Origin of the sequence: Paraburkholderia terricola (assembly GCF_003330825.1) — a bacterium.
In the GTDB taxonomy this organism is placed as follows: Bacteria; Pseudomonadota; Gammaproteobacteria; order Burkholderiales; family Burkholderiaceae; genus Paraburkholderia; species Paraburkholderia terricola.
The window spans coordinates 1-12,308 of record NZ_CP024942.1; the positions used below are offsets into that span (position 1 = coordinate 1).

10 protein-coding genes are annotated in these 12,308 nt (G+C 64.8%); 6 read left to right on the plus strand and 4 right to left on the minus strand.

Annotated elements, in window-relative coordinates; translation table 11 throughout:
* Positions 1–339 (plus strand): hypothetical protein, encoded by a 339-nt coding sequence (locus tag CUJ90_RS33000; RefSeq protein ID WP_114163597.1) that lies wholly within the window; start codon positions 1–3, stop codon positions 337–339.
* Positions 340–453: 114 nt separating this feature from the next.
* On the opposite strand, the gene CUJ90_RS18420 is transcribed toward CUJ90_RS33000, so the two are convergent.
* A complete protein-coding gene (locus CUJ90_RS18420; protein ID WP_114163598.1) occupies positions 454–1,455 on the minus strand; it encodes an aldo/keto reductase in 1,002 nt (333 codons plus the stop codon).
* 235 nt (positions 1,456–1,690) lie between these two features.
* Between CUJ90_RS18420 and CUJ90_RS18425 the strand changes: the two genes are divergently transcribed.
* On the plus strand, positions 1,691–2,638 hold the full coding sequence (locus CUJ90_RS18425; protein ID WP_114163599.1) for a LysR family transcriptional regulator: 948 nt from the start codon (positions 1,691–1,693) through the stop codon (positions 2,636–2,638).
* Between the two features lie 123 nt (positions 2,639–2,761).
* Here the strand turns inward: CUJ90_RS18425 and CUJ90_RS18430 are convergent, their stop codons facing one another.
* Positions 2,762–3,922: a porin gene (locus CUJ90_RS18430; RefSeq protein ID WP_114163600.1), complete on the minus strand. Its 1,161-nt coding sequence runs from the start codon at positions 3,920–3,922 to the stop codon at positions 2,762–2,764.
* 509 nt (positions 3,923–4,431) lie between these two features.
* Here CUJ90_RS18430 and CUJ90_RS18435 point away from each other — a divergent pair.
* Both CUJ90_RS18435 and CUJ90_RS18440 read left to right on the plus strand, forming a co-directional pair.
* Entirely contained in the window at positions 4,432–5,541 is a 1,110-nt protein-coding gene (locus CUJ90_RS18435) for an OpgC domain-containing protein (protein ID WP_114163601.1), read from the plus strand.
* A 72-nt stretch (positions 5,542–5,613) separates the two neighbouring features.
* Positions 5,614–6,489 (plus strand): alpha/beta hydrolase, encoded by an 876-nt coding sequence (locus CUJ90_RS18440; protein WP_114163602.1) that lies wholly within the window; start codon positions 5,614–5,616, stop codon positions 6,487–6,489.
* A gap of 78 nt (positions 6,490–6,567) precedes the next feature.
* On the opposite strand, the gene CUJ90_RS18445 is transcribed toward CUJ90_RS18440, so the two are convergent.
* On the minus strand, positions 6,568–7,695 hold the full coding sequence (locus CUJ90_RS18445) for an AI-2E family transporter (RefSeq protein ID WP_114163603.1): 1,128 nt from the start codon (positions 7,693–7,695) through the stop codon (positions 6,568–6,570).
* 347 nt (positions 7,696–8,042) lie between these two features.
* Here CUJ90_RS18445 and CUJ90_RS18450 point away from each other — a divergent pair, with 347 nt between their 5' ends.
* Entirely contained in the window at positions 8,043–8,327 is a 285-nt protein-coding gene (locus tag CUJ90_RS18450; RefSeq protein ID WP_073431656.1) for a DUF3331 domain-containing protein, read from the plus strand.
* A gap of 257 nt (positions 8,328–8,584) precedes the next feature.
* Positions 8,585–11,155 (plus strand): adenosylcobalamin-dependent ribonucleoside-diphosphate reductase, encoded by a 2,571-nt coding sequence (locus CUJ90_RS18455; protein WP_114163604.1) that lies wholly within the window; start codon positions 8,585–8,587, stop codon positions 11,153–11,155.
* A gap of 15 nt (positions 11,156–11,170) precedes the next feature.
* On the opposite strand, the gene CUJ90_RS18460 is transcribed toward CUJ90_RS18455, so the two are convergent.
* Complete coding sequence (locus CUJ90_RS18460) at positions 11,171–12,103, minus strand: 2-hydroxyacid dehydrogenase (protein WP_114163605.1); 933 nt, start codon at positions 12,101–12,103, stop codon at positions 11,171–11,173.
* Positions 12,104–12,308 lie beyond the last annotated feature (205 nt).

Sequence of the window (12,308 nt, forward strand, 5' to 3'; positions counted from 1 at the left end):
ATGGACTCTCTCAGTTCAGCAAATAGATTCGTAAGTGGTTTTTTCTTCGGGACCCTGGTCGCCGCCGTGATTATGGTGCTGCTATGCAATGCAGGCGAGCTTTCTCCATTTTTTCCTTTTGTCGCCAAACTGCATGCGTTGGAACAGATCGTGTTGACCGCACTGCTTTCCATCGTCATCCTGGATGCGAAGCCGCTGGCCTTTAAAACCGTTTGGCGTGAGCGCCGTTCAGCCTTCGTACTCGACGAGGATTTGAGCGCCACGCTGAGCGGCCGAACCTTCGGCATTCCGGCCGGCATACTCGTTGGCATTCTGTTTCAGCACTACCTCATGAACTGAAAGCGACTACGTCGTCCGATATTCGTTAATCACAAAAACGCGCCTTGGGAATCGGTTTCCCAAGGCGCGTTTTCATTCCCGCGTTTCAACCCGGTCGCTCGATCGATTATTCGATCAATGCCCGCCGCGCTCGCTGTCCAGATGCGCCATTTGCACCTCGTTATAACGCGTGCCGGCCACGGCTTCCGGCGGAATGGCGGCGTCGATCAGCGCCAGTTCGTCGGCGCTCAACTTCAACGCCGTGGCGGCGAGCGCGTCGGTCAACTGCGCGCGGCGGCGCGCGCCGACGAGCGGCACGATGTCGTCGCCGCGTGACAACGCCCAGGCCACCGCGAGTTGCGCCGGGTTCGCGTTGCGCGCTTCGGCAAGCGTGCGCAAGGTGTCGACGAGCGCGAGATTGCGCTCCAGGTTCTCGCCCTGAAACCGCGGGCTGACGCTGCGGAAATCCTTCTGCGCGCCGCGCTCTTTCGACCACTTGCCGCTCAGCAACCCACGCGAGAGCACACCGTAGGCGGTAATCCCGATGCCGAGTTCGCGGCACACGGGCAAGATGCCGGCTTCGATCCCGCGCGACATCAGCGAGTATTCGATTTGCAGATCCGCGATCGGCGCGACCGCTCGCGCGCGGCGCAGCGTGTCCGCACCCACTTCCGAGAGCCCGATGTGGCGCACGTAGCCTTCCTTCACGAGATCGGCGATCGCGCCGACGGTGTCCTCGACCGGCACGGACGGGTCGAGTCGCGCCGGCCGGTAAATGTCGATATAGTCGGTGCCGAGCCGCCGCAGCGAATAGGCGAGGAAGTTGCGCACGGCCTGTGGCCGGGCGTCGTAGCCGATCCAGTTGCCCGCCGGATCGCGCAACGCGCCGAATTTCACGCTGACCGCCACGTTCTCGCGCTGGCGCCCTTGCAGCGCGTCGCGGATCAGCATTTCGTTGTGGCCCATGCCGTAGAAGTCGCCGGTGTCGAGCAGCGTGATGCCGGCGTCGAGCGCCGAATGAAGCGTGGCGATGCTTTCGTCGCGGTCGGCCGGGCCGTACAGATCGGACATGCCCATGCAGCCGAGGCCGATGGCGGAGACTCGCGGGCCCTGGCGGCCCAGTTGACGTGTGTTCATTGCGTGCGTTCCCAAGGTCGGTTGATCCGGTTGAGGAAGGTGGCGAGGCGGTCGAACGGTTACCGGGTTCGGTGCGCGGCTCGCCATGCTCGAAGGGCATTCTGCGCCTTGCCAACACGCGGATAAAGGCATGGCCGTCAATCAGATTGGTCGGCGGCGCCTAACAATCCATGCCATCGATTGGCAATCAAAACCCGAACCAACGCGGTTGACTATTTGACGGAGAGCAGTATCGATGGATCACTTGCAGGCCATGAGAATCTTTGCCCGCGTCGCGCAGTTGCGCAGTTTCACCAAGGCCGCCGAGCAGATGCAGTTGCCGCGCCCGAGCGTCAGCGGCGCGATCCAGTATCTCGAGACGCACTTGCGGGTGCGGCTTCTCCAGCGCACCACCCGGCGCGTCGCGCTCACGCCCGAAGGCGCCGCCTATCATGAGCGCTGCATGCAGGTGCTGGCCGATATCGACGACGCCGAAGCGCTGTTCGCCGACGTCGCCGCCGGCCCGCGCGGCGTGGTGCGCGTCGATCTGCCGGAGCGGTTGGCCTTGCACGTGGTGATACCCGCGCTGCCCGCCTTTTTCGCGCGCTACCCCGACATTCGCGTCGTGCTGAGCGCGACCGACCGCATGATCGATCTGATCGAGGAAGGCGTCGATTGCGCGGTGCGCGTCGGCAATCTCGGCGACACGACGCTGGTGGCGCGGCGCATCGGCGAGTTCGAGCAGCTCAATTGCGCTTCGCGCGGCTACATCGAAAAGCATGGCTTGCCGCGCACGCCGGCCGACCTGCCCGATCATCTCGCCGTCGGTTTCTTTTCCAGCCGCACCGGGCGCGATCTCGATTGGGAATACGAGGAGCACGGCGAGCTCAAGACGCTGGTGATGCGCAGCGCCGTCTCCGTCAATAGCGCGCATGCCTATATCGGCTGCTGCCTCGCGGGTCTCGGCTTGATGCAGGGGCCGATCGGCAAGGGCGAGGCGCCGCTCCTCGAAAGCGGCGAACTCGTCGAAGTGCTGAAGGACTGGAAGGCGCCGCCGCTGCCGGTGTCGGTGGTGTTTCCGCATGGGCGTCATCTGGCGCCGCGCGTGCGGATTTTCGTCGGCTGGATCGCGCAACTGATCGCCGCCACCACGCCGGCCGCCACCGCGCCTGCAAGAAAACGGACGCGCCAAACCGCGAAGTGAAACGACGCGGCGAACGGCCGAATGAGAGCGGCCGAATAAGAACGGCCGAATGAAGCAGCGAAGTCAAGCGACCAGGTCAAGCGCGCAAACAAAGCAGCCCAGCGAAGCGGCCAGGCAGCGCCACTAAAACTTATGCCGGATCGCCGCCCGCACCACGACCTGCCTCGACGTGGACGACGGCGCCTGGGTGCCGGGCGTGAAGGCTTCATCCAGGATCGAATAGGTGGGGTCGCCGGTCACCTGCTGATACTCGCCCTGAATGTAGACGTCGGTGCGTTTCGACAGGTTGTAGTCCGCCATCAAGCCGAACGAGTGAATCTTCGGCTTCACGCCGCCATTCGAGGCGTCGTAGTTTTCCATCGTGTACACGTACTGCGCGCCGACGAACAGCATCGGCGAGATCTGATACTTGCCGTTCACCTCGAAGTTCTGATACTTCAGCGAGTTCAGCAGGACGCCCGGCGGTGCGAGCGGCGTCACGCCGAGGTAGCCGTTGCCGGTTGGGTCGAGATATTTCGAGTTGGTGTAGACGAAGCCCGCCGTGGCCGGGCCGAACGTATAGGTGATGCCGCCGCCGAACACCCGCATGCGCGCCGCGATGAAACTGGCGTCGTTCGCCGTGATCGCGCCGTTCGCGCCGTTGCCGGGATGGTTGGCCTGCATCCAGGCGGCCGTCACGAGCAGGCCGCCATACGCGTACTGGCCGCCGACACTGTACGCGCGGTTGTTCGCGAAGTTCGTGTCGTTGCTGAAGCTGTAGGTGCCGCCGAACTGGAAGCCGGAAATCGACGGACTGGTGTACTTGACCGTGTTGTCGAGGCGAAACGAGTTATCGGTGTTGTCGTTGTCGTAGGGGTGCGAGAACAGCAGGCCGGCCCAACTGCCGTTGGCCGTGGTCTGAGCCAGATAATCGACCACCGAATCGTACTGGCGGCCGAACATCAATGCGCCGTAGCGCTCGGCGCTCAAGCCGACGAAGGCCTGGCGGCCGAACATCCGGCCACCTTGATTGAGCCGCCCCGAACTCACGTCGAAACCGTTTTCCAGCTGGAAGATCGCTTTCAGGCCGCCGCCCAGTTCCTCGGCGCCTTTCAGGCCCCAGCGGCTGCCTTGCGCGTAGCCGCTCGTGAGCTCGTAGACGTGCCCGCGGCCGGCATTGTTGGTGTAATTGATGCCTTCGTCGAGAACGCCGTACAGCGTGACGCTCGTCTGAGCCGACGCCGACGCGGCGAAAGTGGCGGACACAGCGGTGGAGACAGCCAGCGCGAACACTTGCTTGTTCATGAATATCTCCCAGCACACGAGGAATGGGAAACCTCGACCCGACCGCTTATGTTTTAACGCCTCGCCACGCTTTCCCAAGATTTCCTGGACCCGGCGTTTTCGGGAAATCGTCACACGCCTTTAGCCGGCCGTCCATCGGCTGTCGCTCCCGCATCTCAAAACGTTGCTAAATCTCCACTGCGTGCGACGGCCGCTTTTTTCATCGCGAGTATTGGAGTAGACGGCGGGGCCAGGCGGCACCTCATGACCCCGGACGCGGCGCGGCTCCGTCGTATTTGTCAGAAAGCAATATAATCCACGGTCTTTGCGGCGCCGCAGCGGAACTCCGGCGCCGCCGAACGGGTCACTTCAAAGCCCTTGCAACCGACCTGGCCGAGCCGGCCGGTTGAAAGCGGCGACGCGGGTCACGCATCCGCCGCACCACCCAATCCAATTTCAAAAAGCCTTGTGAGACGCCTGCCGCGCTGGACTAGCGCGCCGTCGCACGGGGCTGCTTTTGGCGCCAAATAATGCAAAAGTCGCAATCCCGCCTGATCGAGCTTGATTTCTTCCGCGGACTGGTCCTTCTGATCATCGTCGTCGACCACATCGGCGGGAGCATTCTGTCGCGCATCACGCTGCACGCCTACGCGTTGTGCGATGCCGCCGAAATCTTCGTGTTCCTCGGCGGCTTCGCCACCGCCACGGCCTACGCCGCACTCGCCGCGCGGCGCAACGAGGCCACCGCGCGCAGCCGCTTCTTGCGCCGGGCGCTCGAAATCTATCGCGCATTTCTCGTCACCGCCGGGTTGATGCTGCTGGTCAGCGCGGTGCTGAGCGCGTTCAGCATCGACGGACCGAATCTCGCCACCACCGACCTCGACGATCTGATGGACGCCCCCGCCGCCGCGCTGCGCGACATCCTGCTGTTCCGGCGCCAACCCTATCTGGCTTCCGTGCTGCCGATGTATGCGTTCTTCGCGCTGCTGGTTCCCATGATCCTGCCGCTCGCGCGCAGCAAGCCCTGGCTGCTGCTGGCCGGCAGCGTCGCGCTGTGGGCGGGCGCGCCCGCCATCGGCGCTTATCTGCCCGCCGCACCCGACATGCACTGGGATTTCAACCCGTTCGCCTGGCAACTGCTGTTCGTGCTCGGCGTGCTGGCGCGCTGCCAGCCGGTCTATCAGCGGATGAGCGAGCACCGCCTGGGCTGGCTCGTCAGCGTGCTGGCGTTCGCCGTCGTGATGGCCGCCGCTTACTACAAGCTCTTTATCGAGCGCGAGCCGCTCGATGCCAGCTTCAAGCAGAATCTCTCCTATCTGCGCGCGGTCAATTTCCTCGCGATCGCGTGGCTGGTCGCGAATCTGATCCAGTTGGGCTGGGCGAGGAAACTCGCTCAATGGTGGCCGTGGGTTGGCGTGATCGGCCGCAAGGGGCTGCTGTGCTTTGTCGCCGGCGCCGTGATCTCGCTGGTGGTCGATTCGGTGCTGTATGCGGCGACCGACGGCTATCTGAACTACCCGCTCGGCCTGATCGCGGACGCCTGCGCGCTTGGCGCGCTGTTCGCGGTTGCCCTGGCGACCGAACCGCTCAAGCGCTTCGCCGCCCGTCTTGTCAGCATGCGCCTGGGCATCGCACCCTGAGCGCTGCCCGGCTGGGCGACAGTGATAGCATGACGGCCGCGCGCGACTTGCGCGGCGGCCTCCTACTCTGACATGCGCGCATTCCTACATTCCGCACTCCTTGTGCTGTGCGCCGCCGCCGGCGCGCCGACGGCTCTCGCCAGCACCGTCGTCAGCCGAAGCTTCCACTCCAGCGCGCTCGGCCGGGACTGGGCTTACACCATCTATCTGCCTACCGGCTATCGCGCAGACGCCGCCCGTATCCCGGTGCTCTACCTCCTGCACGGCAACAACGGCGACGCCAACGACTGGATCACGCAAGGCCGCCTGCAAACCACCGCGGACACGCTGATCGAGCACAAGGACATGCCGCCGGTGGCGATCGTGATGCCGCAAGGCGGCACGGACTGGTACGTCGACCGCAAGGAGAAGATGGAGACCGCGTTCTTCGACGATCTGCTGCCCGAGATCGAAACGCACTACGCGGTCTCCACACAGCGTGGCGCACGGATGATAGGCGGCGTATCGATGGGCGGCTTCGGCGCGTTGCGCTACGCGATGACGCAACCCGAGCGCTTTTGCGGCGCGCTGCTGCTCAGCCCCGCGATCTATGCGAACGAGCCGCCGCGCGGTTCGGCCGCGCGCCGCGTCGGCGTGTTCGGCGAGCGGCAGTTCGATCCGCGGGTGTGGCATGAACTCAATTATCCGGCGCAATGGGAGCGCTACCTGAGCGGGCCGTATCGCGTGCCGATGTTCATCGCCGCCGGCGACGACGACCTCACGATCCAGGCCGAGGCTTCATCGCTGTACACGCACCTTCGGATGGCGGGCAATCCGGCGGCGCTGCGCATCATCGACGGCGGGCACACATGGGATGTGTGGCGCGCGCTGCTGCCGGCCGCGCTGAAATACACGCTCGGCTGCGTGAAACCGCCCGCGGACGACCATCCGTCGAATCAGCGGCCCTGATCACGCGCGAGCCTCGCGCCCTGTTCCCGCTCTTTTCCGTTTCGTGCCCAAAACCAGCGCCTGAAATCGGCGCGCTGGCTATTGCACGAACTCGGTCCACAACACCATCAGCACGGTCATGAGCGCGGGCCCGATGAACAGCCCGAGCAAACCGAACGTCTCCGCGCCGCCGAGAATGCCGAACAGCACCAGCAGGAACGGCAGGCGCGTCGAATTGCCGATCAGCACCGGCCGCACGAAATGCTCCGCGACGAACACCACGACGGACCCGAACACCACCAACCCGACCGCCCCGGCCACCGAGCCTTGTGAAAACAGCCACAAGGCCGCGAGCCCAAAGGTGATGGGCGCGCAGAACGGCAACATCGCGGCGATCGCGGTGATGAGCGCGAGCAACGCGACATGCGGCAAGCCCGTGACGAAATAGGCGACGCCCAGCAACGCGCCCTCGCCCAGTCCGACCACCACCAATCCCGACACCGTGCCGCGCACCGCCGCGGCCATGCGTTGCACGAGCAGCGCGCCGTCGTCGCCGAAAGCGCGCCGCACGCCTTTGATCAACGAGCCCGACAAGCGCGGCCCCGCCTGAAAAATCACGAACAGCGTGACCAGCATGAACGCGAACACCATCACCGCGTGCACCGCGCGTGCGCCGAAATGGCGGCCCAGCGTCATCACCGTGGTGCTGTGCAGACCCTTCATCGCTGCGGAGTCGCGCAGCGGTTGAGCCAGATTGGCCTGCCACCATGCCGATATCGGGTGCACGCCGAACGGCAGACGCTGAATGAAATCCGGCATCGCAATGCCGTTTTCCTGCGCGAACCTGAACCACTCGTTGACGTCGTGCGCCTCGCGCAACGCCTGGGCGATGCCGATGCCGATCGGCAACACCACCAGCAATGCGATCGCGAGCGTCAGCGCCGCGGCGATCAGCGTCGTGCGGCCGGTGAACCAGCGGCTACCCTCGACCTTGCGCAACAGCGGCCACAGCGCGATCGCAATCACGCCGGCCCACGCGACCACCGCGATGAAATCGCGCACGACCCACAACGCCAGCAGCACGAGTCCGACATAAAGCACGAGTGAGGCCGGCTTCTGCTTTTTCACGCTAGCAGGCGGCGACGGCGAGTCGGGCGATTCGGGCGATCCAGGCGTTTGCGGCGCTTCGGGAGAAACGGCCGGCCGGACGGGTGGGCGTGAAATCATGTGAACTCGTTGGTTATGCGGCGGGTGTGCGCGAGCCGACCGGAAAAATACAAACCCATTACACTGGCGTCGCGCGGTCGCTCATCGCTAAACCACATCTTAAAGGAAGCGCCGCAGCCCTTTACAGGCGGGCGTTTTCGTCTCACGGGGAACAACACTGCGTTGCAAAAAATCGCCCTATCCGAAATTCATATTGGATATCCCTCGCGAAGCCCCGCCATTTCGAGACAGTCGGAATGTCAAGTTTCATTGTTGCTGTTTGGAGAACAGTGTTTCAACGGCGGCACAATGGCTATCGCACGCCCACGGGACTACATTCGGCACACCACAATACGGAGCCGATGATGATGACCCTGGAGTCCATCCCCCTTGACGGTACCAATGGCGTACGCATCGAGATTCTCGAGCGCTCCGACACGACGGTGGTGATCCGTTGGGTCGAACCGGGGCGATGTCATTATGGCGAGCAACGGTGGCGGCGCAGATCCGCGCATACGTCCGGCACGTGCGCGGTGACGCGGCGCAAGATTCGCCGCGGCGACGCGGTGTTCAAGCCGGCCGAACGGCCCGCGCCTTCGAACGCTTCCGCGATGATCTGCGCCGAAGTGTTCTGCGAACTCGCCGAGGCTTGACGCGTTAGTCTTGTCGCCGATCGTTTTGGCCCGTTCGTTTGCCCCGTTTATCCCAGGCGCCCTGCGCAACCGGGCGCACCGCTCGACCCGCCGCGCGCCGCGGGTGAAAAACTCCCCCCGATTGCAGCCCTTCGCCACGTGCGTTAAGGTGGTTCCACATTGCGCCAGGTCATTTGTCCGCCGCATGCACGGCGCTATAGTGACCCGCATTTCCACCACCTCGCCGTGCCCGTCACGGCGCCGTTTGAGGGCATGACATGGCAGAAGACACGCCGGATACCCGCGCGCCGGCCGCATCCCCCGCTGCGCTGGTTGCACCGCAACAGTTCTCCCTCGACGTCCTGATCGAAAAATACGCGAAAGGCGACGAGCAATCCGCCGACGACGTCTACCAGCGTGTCGCCCACGGCGTGGCGCAGGCCGAACCGGAAGCGCTGCGCGAATCGGTGGAAGCCCTTTTTGCCGACAATCTGCGGCACGGCGCGCTCGGCGCCGGGCGCATCATGAGCGCGGCGGGCACCGGCATCGCCGCCACGCTCATCAATTGCTTCGTGCAGCCGGTCGGCGACGCGATTCAAGGCGTCGACGACCAGGGCCTGCCCGGCATCTACGTCGCCTTGCTGCAAGCCGCCGAAACCATGCGGCGCGGCGGCGGAGTCGGCTACAACTTTTCCGCGATCCGGCCCAAGGGCGCGCGCGTTCGCACCACCAGTTCGTCGGCATCCGGTCCGTGCAGCTATATGGACGTGTTCGATGCGTCGTGCCGCACCGTCGAAAGCGCGGGCTCGCGGCGCGGCGCGCAGATGGCCGTGCTCGATTGCAACCACCCCGATCTGCTGGAGTTCATCGAGGCGAAGCATTCGAAAGGCCGCTGGAACAATTTCAACGTTTCGGTCGGCGTCACCGACGAATTCATGCGCGCCGTCGAGGAAGACCAGCCCTGGCAACTCGTTCATCGCGCCGAGCCGTCGCCGGCGCTGCGCGCGGCGGGCGATGTGCGGCAGCGCGAGGACGGCTTGTGGGTCTACAGCGAACGCCCGGCCCGCGAGATCTGGGATCGCATCATGCGCTCCACTTACGACGTCGCGGAGCCCGGCATCGTGTTCATTTCGCGCATGAACGAGGACAACAATCTGCGCGCCGTCGAAACGATCCGCGCCACCAACCCGTGCGGCGAACAACCGCTGCCCGCCTATGGCTGTTGCAATCTCGGACCGCTGAACCTCACGCGTTTCGTGATCGATCCGTTCGCGCAAATCAAAGGCCGCAAGCCTTCCTTCGACTGGGACGGGCTCGCCCAACGCACTCGCACGCAGGTCCGCTTTCTCGACAACGTGCTCGACGTCACGCTCTGGCCGCTGCCGCAGCAATACGACGAGTCGCGCGCCAAGCGGCGCATCGGCGTCGGCTTCACGGGCCTGGGCGACACGCTCGTGATGCTCGGCTTGCGCTACAACTCGCAGGAGGGCCGCGACTTCGCGGTGCGCATCGCGCAACTGATGCGCGACGAGGCCTATCGCGCGTCGGCGGACCTGGCGCGCGAGCGCGGCGCGTTTCCGCTATTCGACGCCAAGCGCTATCTGGAACCGGGCACCTTCGCCTCGCGCCTGCCCGACGACATCCAGCAGGCGATTCGCCGCGACGGCATCCGCAACAGCCATCTGCTGTCGATCGCGCCGACCGGCACCGTGAGCCTCGCGTTCGCGGACAACGCGTCGAACGGCATCGAACCCGCGTTCTCGTGGACCTATACGCGCATGAAGGTCATGGCCGACGGCAGCCGCGAATCGTTCGACGTGGAGGACTACGCGTATCGCCTCTATCGCGAACTGGGCGGCGACGTCAAAAAGCTGCCGGACTATTTCGTCAGCGCGCTGGAAATGTCGGCGCGCGACCACCTCGACATGATGGCCGCCGTGCAGCCCTACGTGGACACGTCGATCTCGAAGACGGTGAACGTGCCCGCCGACTATCCGTTCGACGCGTTCGAAAGCCTCTACTTCGACGCATGGAAAAGCGGTCTCAAGGGACTCGCCACTTACCGGCCGAACGAAACGCTCGGCGCGGTATTGAGCGTCAGCCCGCCGCAAGCGGACGACACGCTGGCCGAGTCCGACCTCGATCCGCTGCGCATCGCAATCGACCATCGTCCGAAGGGTGAATTGCCGGCGATCATCGAGAAGGTCGAGTATCTGACCCAGGCCGGGAAAAAATCGCTGTACGTCGCGGTCTCGTTCATCGAGGTCACGGGGCGTCTCGGCGGCGAAGACGTCACGATCGAGCGTCCGATCGAGTTCTTCATTCCGACCGGCCAGCGCGACGAATCGCAGCAATGGATCACGGCGACCATGCGTTCGCTGTCGCTCGCCGCGCGCGGCGGTTTTGTCGCGCGCAACCTGCAGGATATGCGCAAGGTATCGTGGGATCGTGGCCAGGTGCGGCTCGGTGAAGTGCAGCGGCTCGACGGCCACCGCACGCCGCGCTGGCACGATTCGGAAGTCGCCGCGCTCGCGTTTGCGATCCAGCAGATCCTGCACCGGCGCGGCTTTCTCGATGCCGAGGGCAATCAGGTGCCCTCGCGCATGCTGGCGCGCTTGCCGCGTGGGCAAATGAAGGCGGAGACGGCTTTGTCGGCGGATTTCGGCATTCGCCCGCATCCCGGCGAAGCCGACGCGGCCGCATTGACCGCGTTGACCCAGGAGGGCGGCGGGCAAGGCCTGCACACCATGCTCGGGCGCAAATGCGGCTCTTGCGGCGCGAACGCGGTGATTCGTAAAGACGGCTGCGATTTCTGTACCGCGTGCGGGGAAGTCGGCGCATGCGGATAAGCGTGCCGCGCGCTTTCAGATCGGCGTCAGCACGGCCTTGCCCGCAAAATGCCGCGTGGCGTTGGCCAGAAAGTTATCGACGGAAGCCGTGATCGCCTCCGGCGAACGGCCGCCGACATGCGGCGTCAGCACCACGTTGCGCAACGTCAGCAAAGCCTCGGGCGGGTGCGGTTCGCTCTCGTAGACATCGAGCGCGGCGCCGGCAATCGTCTGTGCGACGAGCGCCTGCGCCAGCGCGGCGGTGTCGAGCACGCTGCCGCGCGACACGTTGACCACGAAACCGTTCGGCCCGAGCGCCTCGAACACCGGCTTGCCGATCAGATGATGCGTGCCCGCGCCCCCCGGCGTCGCCACCACCAGAAAATCGCTCCATCGCGCGAGCGCCACCACGCTGTCGAAGTAGCGCCGCGCCGAGCCTTCACGCGGCTTACGGTTGTGATACGCGATATCCATATCGAACCCTGCGCCGCGCCGCGCGACCTTTTCACCGATGTTGCCCAGCCCGACGATGCCGAGCCGCTTGCCCGACACGTTCGGCTGCATCGGCAGCGTGTCGCGCCAGATGCCGTCGCGCGTGGCCCGATCGAGTTGCGGCACGTCGCGCACGATCGCGAGCAGCAGCGCGAACGCGTGATCGGCCACGCAATGGTCGTTGGTGCCCGCGCCGTTGACGAGCACGATGCCGCGCGAGCGGGCATGGTCGACGGCAAGGTTTTCGTAGCCGGCGCCAAGCGCGCTGATCAATTCCAGTTGCGGCATCCGGTCGATTTCGGCGGCCGTCAGCCCGGTCGTGCCATTGGTCAGCACGGCGCGGATCGTATCGCCGCGCGCGGCGATCGCGGCGGAGCGCCGGGTGGAATCGGGCGCGTAGACGACGTCGAAAGCGGCCTCGACACTCGCGCGGCTCGCGTCGTTCAGATGAATCAGAATCAACAGGGATGGCTTCATGGCGGCGCTTTTTCTTAACGGCATGGGCGAAGGGCATGTGGAACAAGCATGCGACCAGCGAGTGTAGCAAGGCGCTAAAAAGCGCGTTGAGCCCAACGCGCTACCGCGGCGCGAGACATGTTTGAAGGCATGTTTAAAGTCCACTGTGGCGCAACCGTCGTATTGCCCGCTCCAACAGCGCAAAAAAAGGATTCACGCTCCCGCT